At 54.1% G+C, this 16,647-nt stretch carries 15 protein-coding genes; 8 read left to right on the forward strand and 7 right to left on the reverse strand.

Features of this window, described 5'->3' with window-relative positions; all coding sequences use genetic code 11:
• Positions 1-52: 52 nt before the first annotated feature.
• The gene (locus OGV69_RS11685; RefSeq protein ID WP_085047567.1) at positions 53-916 is read left to right on the forward strand and encodes a helix-turn-helix transcriptional regulator; all 864 of its coding nucleotides are present in this window, start codon (positions 53-55) and stop codon (positions 914-916) included.
• 46 nt (positions 917-962) lie between these two features.
• On the opposite strand, the gene nfsB is transcribed toward OGV69_RS11685, so the two are convergent.
• The 3 genes from nfsB to OGV69_RS11700 all read right to left on the reverse strand — a co-directional run bounded on the left by nfsB (position 963) and on the right by OGV69_RS11700 (position 2,684).
• The gene (nfsB, locus tag OGV69_RS11690) at positions 963-1,616 is read right to left on the reverse strand and encodes an oxygen-insensitive NAD(P)H nitroreductase (RefSeq protein WP_069323119.1); all 654 of its coding nucleotides are present in this window, start codon (positions 1,614-1,616) and stop codon (positions 963-965) included.
• A 118-nt stretch (positions 1,617-1,734) separates the two neighbouring features.
• Positions 1,735-2,103 (reverse strand): MmcQ/YjbR family DNA-binding protein, encoded by a 369-nt coding sequence (locus OGV69_RS11695; RefSeq protein ID WP_069323120.1) that lies wholly within the window; start codon positions 2,101-2,103, stop codon positions 1,735-1,737.
• Positions 2,103-2,684 carry a TetR/AcrR family transcriptional regulator gene (locus OGV69_RS11700; protein WP_069323121.1) on the reverse strand — a complete coding sequence of 194 codons (582 nt, stop codon included), beginning with the start codon at positions 2,682-2,684 and terminating at the stop codon, positions 2,103-2,105. Before OGV69_RS11700 ends, OGV69_RS11695 begins: the two co-directional genes overlap by 1 nt.
• Positions 2,685-2,874: 190 nt before the next feature.
• Here OGV69_RS11700 and OGV69_RS11705 point away from each other — a divergent pair, with 190 nt between their 5' ends.
• Complete coding sequence (locus tag OGV69_RS11705; RefSeq protein ID WP_069323122.1) at positions 2,875-3,987, forward strand: MBL fold metallo-hydrolase; 1,113 nt, start codon at positions 2,875-2,877, stop codon at positions 3,985-3,987.
• 17 nt (positions 3,988-4,004) lie between these two features.
• Positions 4,005-4,346, forward strand: a complete 342-nt coding sequence (locus OGV69_RS11710; protein WP_003021996.1) for a RamA family antibiotic efflux transcriptional regulator — start codon at positions 4,005-4,007, stop codon at positions 4,344-4,346.
• A gap of 21 nt (positions 4,347-4,367) precedes the next feature.
• Here OGV69_RS11710 and OGV69_RS11715 read toward each other — a convergent pair whose 3' ends face one another.
• Together OGV69_RS11715 and OGV69_RS11720 are read right to left on the reverse strand one after the other, a co-directional pair.
• Positions 4,368-4,616 (reverse strand): DUF1158 domain-containing protein, encoded by a 249-nt coding sequence (locus OGV69_RS11715; RefSeq protein ID WP_069323123.1) that lies wholly within the window; start codon positions 4,614-4,616, stop codon positions 4,368-4,370.
• 66 nt (positions 4,617-4,682) lie between these two features.
• Positions 4,683-5,801, reverse strand: a complete 1,119-nt coding sequence (locus tag OGV69_RS11720; RefSeq protein ID WP_069323124.1) for a YbdK family carboxylate-amine ligase — start codon at positions 5,799-5,801, stop codon at positions 4,683-4,685.
• Between the two features lie 143 nt (positions 5,802-5,944).
• On the opposite strand from OGV69_RS11720, the gene OGV69_RS11725 reads away from it, so the two are divergent.
• Positions 5,945-6,649, forward strand: coding sequence for a GNAT family N-acetyltransferase (locus OGV69_RS11725; RefSeq protein ID WP_038638600.1), 705 nt, complete (start codon positions 5,945-5,947; stop codon positions 6,647-6,649).
• A 19-nt stretch (positions 6,650-6,668) separates the two neighbouring features.
• Here OGV69_RS11725 and entD read toward each other — a convergent pair whose 3' ends face one another.
• On the reverse strand, positions 6,669-7,346 hold the full coding sequence (gene entD / locus OGV69_RS11730) for an enterobactin synthase subunit EntD (RefSeq protein WP_069323125.1): 678 nt from the start codon (positions 7,344-7,346) through the stop codon (positions 6,669-6,671).
• A 49-nt stretch (positions 7,347-7,395) separates the two neighbouring features.
• A complete protein-coding gene (locus tag OGV69_RS11735) occupies positions 7,396-9,669 on the reverse strand; it encodes a TonB-dependent siderophore receptor (protein ID WP_069323126.1) in 2,274 nt (757 codons plus the stop codon).
• A gap of 253 nt (positions 9,670-9,922) precedes the next feature.
• Between OGV69_RS11735 and fes the strand changes: the two genes are divergently transcribed.
• The 4 genes from fes to wzz(fepE) all read left to right on the forward strand — a co-directional run bounded on the left by fes (position 9,923) and on the right by wzz(fepE) (position 16,637).
• On the forward strand, positions 9,923-11,140 hold the full coding sequence (fes, locus tag OGV69_RS11740; protein WP_074458477.1) for an enterochelin esterase: 1,218 nt from the start codon (positions 9,923-9,925) through the stop codon (positions 11,138-11,140).
• A 30-nt stretch (positions 11,141-11,170) separates the two neighbouring features.
• Positions 11,171-11,389 (forward strand): MbtH family protein, encoded by a 219-nt coding sequence (locus tag OGV69_RS11745; protein WP_038638608.1) that lies wholly within the window; start codon positions 11,171-11,173, stop codon positions 11,387-11,389.
• Positions 11,386-15,276 carry an enterobactin non-ribosomal peptide synthetase EntF gene (entF, locus tag OGV69_RS11750; protein ID WP_069323127.1) on the forward strand — a complete coding sequence of 1,297 codons (3,891 nt, stop codon included), beginning with the start codon at positions 11,386-11,388 and terminating at the stop codon, positions 15,274-15,276. The genes OGV69_RS11745 and entF overlap by 4 nt, the downstream gene beginning before the upstream one ends.
• A 227-nt stretch (positions 15,277-15,503) precedes the next feature.
• Positions 15,504-16,637, forward strand: coding sequence for an LPS O-antigen length regulator Wzz(fepE) (gene wzz(fepE), locus OGV69_RS11755; protein WP_069323128.1), 1,134 nt, complete (start codon positions 15,504-15,506; stop codon positions 16,635-16,637).
• The last annotated feature ends 10 nt before the right edge of the window (positions 16,638-16,647 follow it).

Here is a 16,647-nt window from a genome sequence, read left to right on the forward strand (position 1 = left end):
GGGTACCAGTTCCTGGTTATACTGGTATTGGTACTACTATGCTGGAGAGTCCATGTCGGTAATAGCGCAACAGGAATCCGCGGTTATTCTCCCTGATGACAGCCGCAAGCAGCTTGGCGCGTTTTTACGTGCGCGACGGGAAAGCCTCGATCCGCAGCGTCTGGGTCTGCCGCGCATTGGGCGGCGAAGAACGCCCGGTCTGCGCCGCGAAGAAGTCGCGATGTTGGCTAACGTTGGCGTCACCTGGTACACCTGGCTGGAGCAGGGGCGAGAGGTCAATCCGTCGCAAGCGGTCTTGCTGAATGTAGCGAGCGCGCTGCAATGCAGTCCGCTGGAAACCCGCCACCTGTTTGTACTGGCCGGATTGACGCCACCGGAATCCACGCCGGTGATGGTGTGTGAAGGGATTGCGCCAGGCACCCGAAAGATGCTCGACAGCCTGATGCCGCAGCCCGCCAGTATTCAGAAACCCAGTTTTGACATCGTGGCCTGGAACGACAGTTTTTGCCGGTTGATGGGCGTTGATTTCTCCACGCTCCCGAGCGAAGACCGCAACTGTATTTACCTCTATCTCACGAATGAAACCTGGCGTAGCCGGATAGAAAACTGCGATGTATTACCGACGTTTGTTTCTTATTTCCGTGCCGCAATGGCGGAACATCGCAGCGATCCTGTTTGGGAAAATAAACTGGCGCGCTTTTTTGCCGCATCGTCTGAGTTTGAAGCATTATGGCATCAGCGTTATGACGTTCGCGGTGTGGAAAATCAGGTCAAAAACTTTGTTCATCCGCAGTTAGGGCGTTTTAGCTTGCAGCAAATGTACTGGTATTCCGCCCCGCGTAACGGTTCGCGGCTGCTGGTTTATTTACCGATGGATGAAGCGGGGGAGCAGGCTCTGGCGTGGCTGAATCAGTAGTGATACGCCCGATGACGGCGACACGCATCGGGCATAACGGCAAAAATCAGACTTCCGTCAGCGTTGTTTCCAACGGCAGACGAGATTTCGGCAGCGCGGCGTTGAAATCCTCTACGCTGTGATGACCTACCGGGACCACGACCACGCTGGTGAAACCTTTTTCTTTCAGGCCAAACTCTGCGTCGAGAACGGCAGCATCAAAGCCTTCGATTGGCACCGCGTCCAGCCCCATCGCCGCAACGCCCAGCAGGAAGTTACCGACGTTCAGGTACACCTGTTTCGCCATCCAGTGGTTGTCATCTTTGAGATCTTTGCGGTGCAGGTCGGCAAAGAAAGTACGGCCTTTGTGGTTAGCGGCTTTGGCTTCCGGGGTAGCGAAACGGCCATCGCGCTCTTCTTGATCGACGACGCGCTCCAGCCATGCATCGTCCATCGCCGTTTTGGCGCAGAACACCACAACGTGGGATGCATCCAGCATTTTACGCTCGTTGAATACAAAGCCGCCGGCTGCGGATTTCGCCACGCGCGCTTTACCTTCGTCAGTGCTGGCAACGATAAAGTGCCACGGCTGAGAGTTGGTGCTGGACGGGCTAAACTGCAGCAGCGTTTTTAATTTTTCGGCCTGCTCAGCGGTCAGTTTTTTATTCGGATCGAATGCCTTAGTGGAGTAACGTTTTAAGGCGACAGAAACAATATCCATAACTACTCCTGGTGGTTTTCCTACCCTGCGGGTGCGTTTAGTTTCAGCAGGGTACAGGGTTAGCGAGAAAATGATAAGAGCGAAAAATGCAAAAACACTTATCGACGCTAACGATAAATCAGCCTGGCCGCAGGCGTTGCTGATCGCGCTTAGGCAAACCATCCACCACCCGGTGCCATGAGTCGCTCACCAGGTCCGTCAGCAATGACTCGGTAATGTCGTCGCCTGGATAGACTGAGATCCAGTGCTTTTTATTCATGTGATAACCGGGTTCAATGCTGGGGTAGAACTGCTGATTTAACAGTGATTTTTGCGGATCGGATTTCAGGTTAACCAGCGGGCGTCCGTGATGTTCAAAGACCAGCATGAAAATCTTGCCGCCGACCTTGAACACGTCGTATTCCGGGCCAAAAGGCCAGCAGTGCTCAGTAAAAGGCAGTTCAAGCGCAAGGCGCTTGGCGCAGACATGCAGTGTCTTTCCATCCATTATTTTTCCTCGCGGGTCAGGGCGCGCCACATGGCTTCAAACCCCAACGAAATGTATTCAGTCGCGCGGGCAGGGTTGCGGGCAGCGAATTCCATGGTTGTTTCTGCAAGTGTCAAAAAAAGTCCGTCGCCGAAGGCGCGATACTCGTCCGACATAAATTCAGGGCGCACGGAGCGATGACAAAGATCGCGCAGTTCCGGAAACATATCGTCAGCCTGCTGTTCAGTTTCTTTGCTGATTTTCTCGCTGACGGCCAACTGACGAATGGTGCGATGTCCGCAGGTATGATTCAGACCCCAGCTAATGTAGCTGTTCCAGATGTAGTGAGTCATGGTTTTGGCATCGGTCACTGAACGGTCCAGATTGGCCATCATCGACTGGCAGAGATCGTGTTTTAAAAAGAGGTAAAGCTCGTTGATCAGATCATCTTTGGTCGCGAAATAGCGAAACAACGTTCCCTCCGCAACCCCTGCATTGCGCGCGATTACGGCGGTTGAGGCCGCAATACCTGATTGTGCAAATGCTGTGGTTGCAGCTTCCAGTAATGCCAGTTTTTTGTCTTCACTCTTCGGACGAGCCACTACACTTTACCCTTAAGTCTGTAAAAAACATGATTGAATCACGGCCTTTGCAGCACCGCAACGGAGAATGTCAAAGATTGAAAATCATCTTGACGGCGAACTTTCGATTTCTATAATGAGTGCTTACTCACTCATGATCAAGAGTCAGTCGCGCAAACCAGCGGAAAGGAGGCGCGTTTAAGGTCAGGATATGAAGCGTCTCACAGTTTGTGTGGTTGTTATTATGCTTATTGCCGCTGCTACAAGTTTACCGTTTGTACTCAATGCCGGATTTGGCCAGGCGCCGCAAGGGGCACAACTGAGTCAGGTTGAACAGTCGCCACACTATCGTGATGGACAGTTTCATAACCAGGTGCCAACACCGGGCTATACCGGTAACAAAGGTATGCTGGCGGCCTGGTGGGAGTTTCTGGTCGCTAAGCGTGAAAATGCGCGGCCAGCGCAGCCGTTACCCCTGGTGGCGAGCGATCTCGCCGGGTTACCGCCGCAGCAGGATACTCTGGTCTGGCTGGGCCACTCCTCATGGTATTTGCAACTGGCGGGTCAACGCATCCTGATTGATCCGGTGTTCAGCAACTATGCCGCGCCGTTTTCATTTCTGAACAAAGCCTTTGCCGGGGATTATCCGTGGACCGCGCAGACGATGCCGGAGATCGATCTGCTCATCATCTCGCACGATCATTATGACCATCTGGATCTCGCCACCATCAAGGCGTTAATGCCGAAGATTAAACGGGTGATTACGCCGCTGGGTGTGGGGTCGCATCTGCGTTATTGGGGAATGCGCAGCGAGATAATCGACGAACGTGACTGGAATCAGTCCGTCAGAGTGACGGATTCACTGATTGTTCATGTTCTGCCAGCCCGCCATTTTTCGGGGCGAGGCATTAAGCGTAATCAGACGCTGTGGGCCAGCTTTATGTTTGAAATGCCGGGGCAGAACGTTTATTACAGCGGGGATTCCGGCTACGGGCCGCATTTTAAAGCCATTGGCGAGCAGTTTGGCTCGGTTGATTTGGCGATTATGGAGAACGGTCAGTATGACCAGGACTGGAAGTTTATTCACATGATGCCGGAAGAGACGGCTCAGGCCGCGGCGGATCTGCATGCGAAAGCCGTTTTGCCCGGTCACGCAGGTCGTTTTGTTCTGGCGAAACATACCTGGGATGATCCGTACAAACGACTGGCGCTTGCCAGCCGCCAACAAGATTACCGACTGCTGACGCCGATGCTGGGTGAACCGGTCATACTGTCCGAACCGGACCAAACGTTTACGGCCTGGTGGCAGCAGGCGAATCAATGAACACAGGGGAGAGCATAATGACGATTTCTGCTCAGGTAATTGATACGATTGTTGAATGGATTGATGATAATTTGAATCAACCATTGCGCATTGATGATATTGCCCGCCATGCGGGTTATTCAAAATGGCACCTACAGCGTCTTTTTATGCAGTACAAAGGCGAGAGCCTGGGGCGTTACATCCGTGAGCGTAAACTGCTGCTGGCGGCGCGCGATCTGCGCGATACCGATCAGAAAGTGTACGACATCTGTTTGAAGTACGGATTCGATTCACAGCAGACTTTTACGCGTATTTTCACCCGTACGTTTAGTCAACCGCCGGGCGCTTATCGCAAAGAAAATCATAGTCGAACGCATTAACGGCACCGGGTTCTTGCGGGCTTAATCCGCCAGCGAGAACCAGCGCCGCCAAATGTAGCGCAGCACAAAATACTCAATCACCCCCAGTAGTAAAAACCACAGGCAAAACAGCAACGTGTAAAACTGGTTGAGATCCATCAGATGAAAGGTGGCGACGAGTTTTTGCGCCAGCACCAGGCCAAGTGAAGGGGCAGGTAAGAGCAGGCAGGACAGAAAAGCCAGCAGCAGGATCCCAGCGGCGGTCATCAGCGATTCAAGCGGGTGTTTCATGGTATTGTTAAACTTGAGTTAAAATACCATTGTCCGGGATCTCAGCGGGCAACGCAAACCCCACGCCTAAAGCCCTGCCCAAATCTCACAGTGTTTTTTCACCAGACCACTCAACGATCCGCCTTCCGCCACGAAATCACGCATATTCTGTGCTTCATCATGACCATGTTTAACCTGCAGGCGTAAGGCTTCAATCGCGCTGGTCGCCCCCACTTTCTCCGCAGAGGCGGCGACATTCTCCAGCAGTCGTAGCGTGTCATCCGCCAGGCGATGCCCATCGCCCGTATTCACGTCGGTGACGATTCCCGCCATACCAAAGCGACAGGCCTGAAAACGGTTGAATTTATACAGTAAATAATCACGCTCCTGGTGTTTGAATGGACGTTTGGTGAGTAGCCAGTGGGCGGTGGACTGAATCAGTCCCGCCATATTGACCGCGTGTTTAAGGGTTAGCGGAGTGTCCATTACCCGAACCTCAACCGTACCGAAGTGCGGGCTGGGGCGGATATCCCAGTGCAAATCTTTAATGCTATCAATCATGCTGGTGTAAGCCAGGCGACGAAATAGTCCCGTAAATTCCTGCCAGTTATTCACCCATGGCATCGGACCGTTATCGGGAAAGCCGGAGAATATATTCAGGCGCGCGCAGGCAAATTGCGTGTCGGATGTCTGCATGTAAGGCGAGGCGGCAGAGAGCGCGATAAAATGAGGAACAAATCGCGACAGCCCGTGCAGGAGATAAATTGCATCATCACCGTTGGCGCAGCCAACATGGACGTGCTGACCGAAAACGGTCGCCTGCTGAATAAGATAACCAAAATTTTCCAGGTTACGTCGATAGCGTTCGTCATCGCAGACTTCCTGACGTTGCCATTTTTGAAATGGGTGCGTACCACCGCCGCAGATGGCGAGGTGATGCTCTGCCGCAACCCGCATGATTATCTGCTGCATGGCCGACAATTCAGCATCAGCCTGGTCGATATTGCGACAAACCCCGGTTGCCATCTCCAGCATACTTTCGGTGATATCGTGCTTCACTTCCCCGGCGGTAAGCTGTGGCTTAATGGCGTCAATCAGCCGGGAAGAATCCTGGCTCAGGTCGTAACCTGGGGGATTAACCACCTGCATTTCCAGTTCAATGCCTAGCGTAAAAGGGTCGGAAACATGAAAATCGGGTAGTGACATAGGGTTCTCTTCAGCGTTGATTTTAATTAAGTATAGAAGGACTGCTGGTTTTCTGTTTTGCGTAAGAAATCACCGGGTGACGCTTTGAAGGTGAAATGGCAGGTGCTATAACTATTTTTTGCTTCGCAACAGGGGTTGAATCCGTGCCGGAAATAAATCTTTATGGTCAGACTGTCGGCGATGTTGTGCCGGACTGGAAGGGGGCCGCCGTGCTGCCACGGGAAGAGCTTGTTGGACAGTATTGCCGTTTGGTTCCTCTGGATGCCGACAGCCATGCCGCCGACCTGTTTGATGCCTATGCGCAGGCACCCGACGATCGCGACTGGACCTGGCTTGCAAGCTCCCGACCAACGAGCGTTGAAGCCGCGGCTTGCTGGATCGCGGCAAAATCCACTGACGCCTCCCTGGTTCCCTATGCGGTAATTGAACAGCGTTCCGGGCGTGCTGTTGGCCTGGTGTGCTTTATGGCGATCGAACGGGAGCATGGCTCGGTCGAAATTGGTCATGTGACCTGGTCGCCGCGCATGAAAAATACGGTACTTGGCACCGAAAGCGTCTGGCTGCTGCTGCGTCAGGCGTTTGCGTCAGGCTATCGGCGTGTGGAGTGGAAATGCGATTCGTTGAACACGGCGTCGCGACGGGCGGCAGAGCGTCTGGGGTTTATCTTCGAAGGGCGTTTTCGCCAGAAGATCGTGCGTAAGGGGCGCAACCGCGACAGCGACTGGTTATCAATGATTGACAGCGAATGGCCGCAGCGCGATGCCGCATTGCAGCGTTGGCTGGCTGCCGACAACTTTGATGAACATGGGCGGCAACGCAGGTCGATGGCAGAGTGCCAGCAGGTATAGCTCGTTTCCCGTTGACGATTCAGACAGAAAAGGAGCGCGAGCATGGCGTACTGCTCGTGCAAAAGGTAATGACGTTTTCATCGCGCTGAAACCAGCGAACGTTAATTTCCTGCCCGGCGAGGCCTGGCGAAAATAAGGGCTGAATTTGCAAGGTTACCTGGGTTGGGGTGAGGGCGGTAACTTTAGCGCTGGCGAACCCCGGTAACGCCGTAGTGTGTTCCGAAAACGTTTTATACAGGCTCTCCTTTGCGCTGAATGCCAGGGTTAAGGCGAGCGGAAAGGGCAGGCTGGCGTGATGCATAATCTGTCGTTCGTGGTTATCGATAATGCCGTCAGCCAGCTCAACGGCGGTTTGCGGCGTAAAAATGGCTTCTATGTCAATACCCACCGGCTGTCTTGATACCACCGCCAGTGCTGTCGATGCACTGTGGCTGATGCTGCCAAACAGATTTTGCGGCCACAATGGTTGGCGTTGCCTGCCGATGCCGGGCACAGTTTTGATACCGTATTCACGTAATGCATGTACTGCGGCAATACGTCCTGCTAAGTGCTCAGCTTTACGCTTACGTCCACTGGATTGAAGCTGAGCGTGGTGGGGGAGCCAGAGCAGCTCCTGCTCATGGAAGCTGGCGGGATCAAACTCGACAATATGCAGCCTATGGTCGGCAAAGACGAGCGGTGTGTGCGTGGTGAGCATGGTAGTTATGCTTTCCCTCTCCCCGCAGGGAGGAGAGGGGGAAACGTTATCAGAAGTGCGTGTTCACGCTCATGAACCACGTCCGGCCCGGTTCGTTATAGGTGTTCGCGCCCGCGCCCGCCATATAGTTTCCGGTCACAATATCGCCCGTGGTCTGGGCATTACCTTCACGCCACAAACGCTTGTCAAAGACGTTATCCACGCCGCCGGTCAGGCTGACGTTTTTCGTCACATCCCAGGTCGCGCTCAGGCCGACGATGCTGTACGGGCTGACTTCACTCGCCGAACTGCCGGTTACCGGTTTGCCCTGGTAATCATATTTCTTCGGCTGCTGTTTACCGTACCAGGTGAAGGTGGATTGCAGCGACAAATCTTCGCGTGCCTGCCAGCTCAGGGTCGAGTTCAGCGTGTACTCAGGAATAATCGACAGGCGTTCGCCGGTCTCTTTATTCTTACTTTGCAGCATGTAAGTGATGTTGTTGGTCCAGGTAACGGTTTCGCTAACCGGCACGTTCAGCGTACCTTCCAGACCCTCAACCACCGCTTTAGGAATGTTTTCCCACTGATAGATATCGGTGTAAGTCGTCTTCCCTTTGCTGGTGATGGACGTTCTGTCGAACGGTACCGTCCCCGCTTCAATCTTGTTGCGGTAATCGTTGCGGAACCAGGTTACCCCGGCCAGCCAGCCGTCACGCTTAAACTCCAGACCAATCTCTTTGTTGATGCTGGTTTCAGCTTTCAGGTCATCGTTACCCATCATATAGCAGCCAATACCGGTGGCAGAACCGGTGGCGTAGCAACCCTGGCCTTTACTGTACAGAATATAATTCGGGTTGAGCTGATACAGGCTTGGCGCTTTATAGGCGCGCGCAATCCCCATCTTCAGGGTGAAGTCATCGCCCAGACCTTGTGACAGGTTCAGAGATGGGCTCCAGTTATCGCCGACGATGCTGTGGTGATCGAAACGCAGACCCGGCGTCAGCATGGTGCTGTCGGTCAGTTCCATGTTGTTTTCAGCAAACAGAGAGAAAATTTCCGCATCGGAGTACGGGCTGCGGTTGGTGCTGCTGTAACCTGGGATATCACCGCCCATAAAGGTCTGCGAATTGGAGAGCATATCCTTCATGCGCTGCTGGTTCCACTCGGTACCGAGCGTCAGGTTTTGGTTGACCAGCAGGTCCAGTGGAATGCTGATTTCACTGTGCAGCATGACGTCATTCAGGTCGGCATCGACATATTTTTGTGACGCATTCGGGTCAAAGATCCCCTCGGTTCCTCCCGCCAGACCTTCCGGCGTACGGGAGTTACGCGTATGTTCATATTGCACCCAGTTGCTGGTGGTAACGCCATTATCCCAGCCGCCGTTCCAGGTCAGAGAGTAGTTCTGACGATAAAGGCGGTTGGTCTCTTTCCCGTAGTTATCTTTCACCAGTTGGTTGGTGTTGGTGTTTTGGGTATCGCCTGCGTACAGGTTGCCCTGGCGGCTATAACCCGCTTCCAGTTCCAGCGACTGGAGCGGGGCGAAATCCCAGCGAACTACGCCGTTAATGTCTTTATTGATAACGCCTTCACGACCGGCCGGTAAGGTATTGGCGTAGGTGCCGGTACGTTCTGACTGATGACCCTGGTTGATATCCCAGGCATCGGCCTGCGTTTTATCCAGATTACCGTACAGACGGAAGCTGAAATCCCCGCCCATTGGGCCGTTCAGGCTAAAGTTGGTACGTTTGGTCGAGCCTTCGTCTTTGTGTTCCGGGGCATTGAAATAGGTATCCCACGAACCGTGCCATTCATTGCTGCCTTTTTTGGTGATGATATTCACCACGCCGCCCGCAGCTCCGTTGCCGTAACGTGCTGCGGCAGGACCACGCAGCACTTCAATACGCTCGATCATTTCCGGTGGCACCCAGGCGGTATCGCCACGGGTATCACGCTCGCCGCGCCAGCCTTGACGCACGGAGTTACGGCTGGTCACCGGCTTACCGTCGATCAGAATCAGGGTGTTTTCTGGACCCATACCACGAATATCAATCTGACGGTTGTTACCGCGCTGGCCGCTGGTTGAGTTGCCGGTCAGGTTAACGCCAGGCATGGTACGGATGATTTCCGCAACATCGCGCGCGGGAGGATTTTTACGGATTTCATCCGCGGTGATGGTTGAAACACCCGGCGCCTGCAGGTTTTGCTGCGCGGCGGTAACGACGATGGTGTCTTCATGAGAGACAGCGGCGTTATCAGTTTGATCTTCTGCCATTGCTGGCAGTGCTACCCCGTAAATCCCTAAATTGACCAATAAGGCCAGTGAATGAATCTTGTTGTTCATTGTATGTCCTGCTGTTCTTTTAGCCACGAGTACCCATGTGCCGTGGTGCGGCATTTGGTCTGATGTCGCCCGCATCCGCGTAAACCCTCCGTTCCAGAAAAAGTACGCAGCTCCAGGTCGGTTTATAAGTGGTGAAAAACTGTGCGCGCTTCCCACAGCGCGACAATACGCTATTGCAAATGCAAATAGTTATCAATAATATTATCAATATATTTCACGCTAGATCATAAAAATTCACAGTAAACATGGGGTTATGGCGGTGACGACGTTAAAGACGGGAAGCGAAGCGTGGTGGCAGTCGAAAAAAGGCCCGGAGTGGGAGCGTGAAGAGAACGGAAATTATCGGGTAACCTTCTGGTGGCGTGACCCGCAGGGAACGGAAAAAGAGTCAGCCATTCGTCGTGTGTGGGTCTATATCACCGGCGTCACCGACCATCATCAAAATGTCCCCCCTCAGTCGATGCAACGCATTAACGGTACAAATGTTTGGTGCTGGAGTGTTTCCCTCAGCGCCAACTGGCGCGGTAGCTACTGCTTCATTCCCACCGCTCGGGATGACATTTTTGCCGCGCTGGCGGCGGACGAAACGCCTGACCGAAACGTGCTGCGTGAAGGCTGGCGACAATTGTTACCGCAGGCGATTGCCGATCCTCTCAATCCGCAGAGCTGGCGGGGAGGTCGTGGCCATGCGGTGTCAGCGCTCGAAATGCCAGACGCTCCCGTACAGCCCGGCTGGGATCAGCCCGCGGCTCCCGATTGCCCCGCAGTTTGCCTGCAATGGCACAGCGCCAGGCTTTGCAATACGCGTCGCGTATGGGTATTTACCACCGGTGACGACCAACCAGAAGCACGTCCGCTGGCTATCCTGCTGGACGGTCAGTTTTGGGCGCAAAGTATGCCGGTGTGGCCTGCGCTGGCTTCGCTCACGCACCGCGGAGATCTCCCTCCCGCCGTATATCTCCTGATTGACGCTATCGACACATCTCATCGTAGCCGCGAACTGCCGTGTAACGCCGATTTTTGGTTGGCGGTACAGCAGGAGCTTTTGTCGCTGGTGAAGGCGACCACTGCGTTCAGTAACGATCCGCAGCGCACGGTGGTCGCCGGACAAAGTTTTGGCGGGTTGTCTGCGCTGTATGCCGGGCTGAACTGGCCCGCGCGCTTTGGCTGTGTGCTCAGCCAGTCCGGTTCTTTCTGGTGGCCGCATCGCGGCAGTCATCAGGATGGGGCGATTGTTGAACAACTGAAGAGCGGCAAGGTCAGCGTTCAGGGACTGCGTATCGTTCTGGAGGCCGGGATCCGCGAGCCGATAATTTTTCGTGCCAATCAGGCGCTATATGCCCAATTACCCTCTGCACCACAATCTATTTTCTGGCGTCAGGTTGATGGCGGACACGATGCGCTTTGTTGGCGCGGTGGCCTGATGCAAGGGCTAATGACGCTCTGGCAGCCGCTTTCCGAGACGATTTAACCGGACGATGTTCCACGACAGGAGTTGAGTATGGAGTTCAGTAACCCCTTCGATAATCCGCAGGGCCAGTTTTACATTCTGCAAAACCCACAGCGTCAGTTTAGCCTCTGGCCGCAGCAGTGCTCACTTCCTGCTGGCTGGCAAGTCGCGTGCGAACCGCAATCGCAGGAAGCCTGCCAGCAATGGCTGGATGCAAACTGGACCACGCTGACGCCAGCAAACTACATTGATGTGCAGGAGGCTCAATGACTCAGCGTTTACCGTTAGTCGCGGCTCAGCCGGGGATCTGGATGGCGGAAAAACTCTCCACCTTGCCCTCGGCGTGGAGCGTGGCGCACTACGTAGAATTAACCGGCGAACTGAACGCGCCGTTGCTGGCAAAGGCAATCGTTGCCGGTCTGGAGCAGGCTGATACTCTGCGGATGCGGTTTAGCGAAGATAACGGCGAGGTCTGGCAATGGGTTGATCCTGCGCTCACCTTCGCGGAACCTGAAATTTTCGACCTGCGCGAAAAATCTCACCCACATAAAGCAGCCCGCGCACTGATGCAGACCGATCTGCAACAGGACTTACGCGCTGATGGCCATAAACCGTTGGTTTTCCATCAGCTCATTCAGGTTGGTGATAACCGCTGGTACTGGTATCAGCGTTACCATCATCTGCTGGTTGATGGCTTCAGCTTTCCGGCCATTACCCGCCAGATAGCCGCCATTTACTGCGCATGGCAGAGTGGCGAACCCACGCCGGATTCTCCTTTTACGCCGTTTGCCGAGGTCGTGGAAGAGTATCAACAGTATCGTCAAAGCGATGCCTGGCAACGTGATGCTACTTTCTGGACCGAGCAGCGTAAACAGTTACCGCCCCCGGCGTCGTTGTCGAACAAACCGTTACCGGGGCGCTCGGCCAGTGCCGATATTATTCGTCTGAAGCTCACCGCGCCTGAAGGCGCGTTCCGCCAGCTTGCAGCACGTATGCCTGATGTGCAGCGTGCGGATCTGGCTCTCGCGCTGGTAGCGTTGTGGCTGGGACGTTTATGCAGCCGAATGGATTATGCCGCCGGATTTATCTTTATGCGGCGTATGGGATCGGCGGCACTCACGTCCACCGGACCGGTTTTAAACGTTTTGCCCTTTGGCGTGAGGCTGGATGCGGCAGAAAGCTTGCCTGCGCTGGCACAGCGGTTGGCAGGGCAGTTGAAGAAAATGCGCCGACATCAGCGTTATGACGCTGAACAAATTGTGCGCGACAGCGGGCGTGCAGCCGGTACCGAGCCGCTGTTTGGCCCGGTGCTGAACGTGAAAATATTCGATTATCAGCTAAATATTCCCGGCGTTCAGGCGCAGACCCATACCCTGGCGACAGGCCCGGTCAACGATCTTGAGCTGGCGCTATTCCCGGATGAAAACGGTGGGCTGAGTATTGAAATCCTCGCCAATAAACAGCGTTATGATGCCGCGACGCTGGCGCAACACGCATCGCGTTTAACCGCGCTTATCGAACAGTTTGCCGACAATCCGGCGCTATGCTGTGGTGAGGCCGGGATGCTGTTGCCAGCGGAATATGAGCAACTGGCGAAGATTAACGACACGACCGTGGAGATCCCGGCCACGACGCTGAGCGCGCTAGTGGCACAGCAGGCCGATAAAACGCCGGATGCCCCGGCGCTGGCCGATGCTCGTTATCAGTTTAGTTATCGTGAAATGCGCCAGCAGGTTGTGGCGCTGGCGCACCTACTGCGCGCGCGGGGCGTACAGCCAGGTGACAGCGTTGCCGTGGCATTACCGCGTTCAGTATTCCTGACGCTGGCGCTGCACGGTATTGTTGAAGCCGGAGCCGCCTGGCTGCCATTGGATACCGGATACCCGGACGATCGCCTGCGGATGATGCTCGAAGACGCAAAGCCAAAATTAGTGATCGCCACCGATGATCAACTGGCGCGCTTTGGCGATATCCCGGGACTGGAAAGTCTGTGCTACAACGCGCCGCTGTCAGTGGGAGATACCGCGCCGTTGGCCCTCTCTCAACCGCATCATACGGCCTATATCATTTTTACTTCCGGTTCTACCGGCAGACCCAAAGGGGTGATGGTCGGGCAAACGGCGATCGTCAACCGCCTGTTGTGGATGCAAAATCACTATCCGCTGACGGCAGAGGATGTGGTGGCGCAAAAAACGCCATGCAGTTTTGATGTCTCGGTGTGGGAATTTTTCTGGCCGTTTATTGCCGGCGCAAAATTGGTGATGGCGGAGCCCGAGGCGCACCGCGATCCGCTGGCGATGCAGCAATTCTTCGCCCAATACGGGGTGACGACCACTCACTTTGTTCCTTCCATGCTGGCTGCTTTTATTGCGTCATTGACGCCGGAAACTGCGCAGAAAAGTTGTGCTTCGCTGAAGCAGGTATTCTGCAGCGGCGAAGCCTTGCCTGCAGATTTATGTCGTGAGTGGGAACAGTTGACCCATGCGCCGTTGCACAATTTGTACGGACCAACTGAAGCGGCGGTTGATGTGAGCTGGTATCCGGCCTGGGGGGAAGCGCTCGCCGCCGTTACCGGCAACAGCGTACCGATTGGTTATCCGGTATGGAACACCGGTTTGCGGATCCTCGATGCCATGATGCGTCCGGTGCCCTTCGGCGTAGCGGGTGATCTATACCTGACGGGGATCCAACTGGCGCAGGGCTATCTGGGACGAGCGGATCTGACAGCAAGCCGCTTTATCGCCGATCCGTTTAATGCCGGTGAACGCATGTACCGTACCGGGGATGTGGCCCGCTGGTTGGAAAATGGTGCGGTGGAATACCTGGGGCGCAGCGATGACCAGCTTAAAATTCGCGGACAGCGTATTGAACTGGGGGAAATTGATCGGGTGATGCAGCAACTGCCCGATGTCGAGCATGCTGTTGCCCATGCCTGCATATTTAATCAGGCTGCGGCGACCGGCGGCGATGCGCGTCAACTGGTGGGGTATCTGGTGTCGCAATCGGGTTTACCGCTGGACACCTCTGCATTGCGGGAGAGTCTGCGCGAAAAACTGCCAGCGCATATGGTGCCGACGGTATTGCTGCAACTGGCGGAGCTGCCACTCAGCGCGAACGGTAAATTGGATCGTAAAGCATTACCGATGCCTCAGCTAACGTCACGTACAACAGGACGTGCGCCGCGCCCTGGGATCGAAACCACCATTGCGCACTCTTTTGCGGCCTTGCTGGATTGTGAGGTCAATGATGTGGAGGCAGATTTCTTCGCGCTGGGCGGACATTCTCTGCTGGCGATGAAGCTGGCGGCGCAATTGAGTCGTATGTTTGAACGACAGGTGACGCCAGGTCAGATTATGGTGGCTTCTACCGTTAAACAACTCAGCGCATTGCTGGAGAGTGATGATGATGAACAGTCGCAGCATCTGGGGTTTGAGACGCTGCTGCCGCTGCGTGAAAGTCACGGCCCAACGCTGTTTTGCTTCCATCCCGCGTCGGGTTTTGCCTGGCAGTTTAGCGTGCTGTCGCGTTACCTCAGCCCGCAGTGGTCGATTACAGGCATTCAGTCGCCGCGACCGGATGGACCCATGCAAAAGGCGGAAAACCTCGATGCGGTATGTGACCATCATCTGGCAACGCTGCTTAACCAGCAGCCTCACGGGCCATACTATTTATTAGGTTACTCGCTGGGGGGGACGCTGGCGCAGGGGATTGCCGCGCGTTTACACGCCCGGGGGGAGGATGTTGCCTTCCTGGGGCTGCTGGATACCTGGCCGCCTGAAACGCAAAACTGGCAGGAAAAAGAGGCCAATGGCTTGGATCCTGCCGTACTGGCGGAGATCGAGCGTGAACGTGAAGCGTTCCTGGCCGCACAGCAAGGGAATGCGTCTGACGCGTTATTCAACGCTATCGAAGGCAATTATGCGGATGCGGTTCGCCTGTTAACCACAGCCCACAGCGTACCTTTTGCGGGCCACGCTACGTTGTTCGTGGCTGAACGCACATTACCGCAGGACGTTAGTCCTGAACGTAGCTGGTCACCGTGGATATCCAGTCTGGAGGTTTATCGTCACGACTGCGCGCATGTCGACATCATTTCTCCCACCGCGTTTGAGACGATAGGGCCTGTAATCAATGCGCTGATTAATCAATCTGCGTAACAAAGTCAGTTTTGCTATTACGGCAATCGAACAACTCCATAATGCAAGGTTATGTTGTGGAGTTGTTGCTTTGATGTGGGATGGGGTGGCGAAGGGAGTGAATAAATTCCGAAGATAATTTTTGGTAGGGGCAGATGCGTAAAGAAAGTTTCAGATAATTCTGACTAGCTGGTAGACTTCTCCCACGGGAGTGTTTTTCTTTTGGGAAAGTTTTCAGGTCACGCAACATGTCATCATTAAATATTAAGCAAGACAACGTTTCGGAATTTACTGCTTATCCTCAGCCTACGGTAAACGCCAACGAAATTGATTTAATTAACCTGGTCGAAATCTTATGGCGCGCCAGGACGAAAATTGTGGCTACCGTTTTCGCTTTTGCCTGTGCGGGTATTCTGGTCTCTTTCCTGCTGCCGCAAAAATGGACCAGTCAGGCCATCGTGACGCCGGCAGAACCGGTTCAGTGGCAGGATCTCGAGAATACGTTGACCAAATTGCGCGTGCTGGATATGGATATTAACGTCAGCCGCAGTGATGTGTTTAACCTGTTTATCAAAAAATTTCAGTCGCCCTCATTGTTAGAAAATTATCTGCGATCTTCACCCTATGTGATGGATCAATTGAAAGGCGCTGATATTGACGAAATGGACCTGCACCGCGCAATCGTCAGGCTCAGTGAAAAAATGACCGCGGTTGACAGCAATGTGGGAAAAAAGAATGAGACCTCGCTGTATACCTCATGGACGCTGAGCTTTACCGCCCCTCAGGCCGAAGAAGCCCAGTCTGTGCTACAGGGTTATATCCATTATATTTCTTCTATTGTTGAGAAAGAAACGCTGGAAGATATTCGCAATAAACTGTTCATCAAAACTAGCTTCGAGAAAGAAAGGCTGGCGATGGATCGCGTCAGGCTCAAAAACCAGATGGAAGCAAATATTCAGCGCCTCAACTACTCCCTGGAGATTGCGAATGCCGCCGGGATTAAAAAGCCGGTCTACAGTAATGGCCAGGCGGTGAAAGATGATCCTGATTTCTCTATTTCACTGGGCGCTGATGGTATCTCGCGTAAATTAGAAATTGAAAAATCAGTAACAGATGTTGCGGAAATTAACGGAGAATTACGTAACCGCCAATATCACGTTGATCAGCTGTTAGCCATGAACGTGAGTGACGTAAAATTTACGCCGTTTAAATATCAGCTTTCACCTTCACTGCCAGTGCATAAAGATGGTCCGGCTAAATCGATGATCGTTATTCTGGCTGCGTTACTGGGTGGCATGGTGGCCTGTGGCGGCGTTCTGCTGAACTATGCCATGGTGTCGCGTAAGCAAAAAATGGCATTTATCGATCAGCAACTGGTGTGATTAATTGTCG

Origin of the sequence: Citrobacter sp. Cc139, assembly GCF_030334645.1 — a bacterium.
In the GTDB taxonomy this organism is placed as follows: domain Bacteria; phylum Pseudomonadota; class Gammaproteobacteria; order Enterobacterales; family Enterobacteriaceae; genus Citrobacter; species Citrobacter werkmanii.

What these genes read in the sequence shown, in the direction of transcription:
- OGV69_RS11745 (WP_038638608.1), top strand. Translation starts at nt 11,171, where the DNA reads ATGGAGTTCAGTAACCCCTTCGATAATCCGCAGGGCCAGTTTTACATT.
- OGV69_RS11685 (WP_085047567.1), top strand. Translation starts at nt 53, where the DNA reads ATGTCGGTAATAGCGCAACAGGAATCCGCGGTTATTCTCCCTGATGAC.
- OGV69_RS11710 (WP_003021996.1), top strand. Translation starts at nt 4,005, where the DNA reads ATGACGATTTCTGCTCAGGTAATTGATACGATTGTTGAATGGATTGAT.
- OGV69_RS11735 (WP_069323126.1), bottom strand. Translation starts at nt 9,669, where the DNA reads ATGAACAACAAGATTCATTCACTGGCCTTATTGGTCAATTTAGGGATT.
- nfsB (WP_069323119.1), bottom strand. Translation starts at nt 1,616, where the DNA reads ATGGATATTGTTTCTGTCGCCTTAAAACGTTACTCCACTAAGGCATTC.
- OGV69_RS11715 (WP_069323123.1), bottom strand. Translation starts at nt 4,616, where the DNA reads ATGAAACACCCGCTTGAATCGCTGATGACCGCCGCTGGGATCCTGCTG.
- entF (WP_069323127.1), top strand. Translation starts at nt 11,386, where the DNA reads ATGACTCAGCGTTTACCGTTAGTCGCGGCTCAGCCGGGGATCTGGATG.
- fes (WP_074458477.1), top strand. Translation starts at nt 9,923, where the DNA reads ATGGCGGTGACGACGTTAAAGACGGGAAGCGAAGCGTGGTGGCAGTCG.
- OGV69_RS11720 (WP_069323124.1), bottom strand. Translation starts at nt 5,801, where the DNA reads ATGTCACTACCCGATTTTCATGTTTCCGACCCTTTTACGCTAGGCATT.
- OGV69_RS11695 (WP_069323120.1), bottom strand. Translation starts at nt 2,103, where the DNA reads ATGGATGGAAAGACACTGCATGTCTGCGCCAAGCGCCTTGCGCTTGAA.
- OGV69_RS11705 (WP_069323122.1), top strand. Translation starts at nt 2,875, where the DNA reads ATGAAGCGTCTCACAGTTTGTGTGGTTGTTATTATGCTTATTGCCGCT.
- entD (WP_069323125.1), bottom strand. Translation starts at nt 7,346, where the DNA reads ATGCTCACCACGCACACACCGCTCGTCTTTGCCGACCATAGGCTGCAT.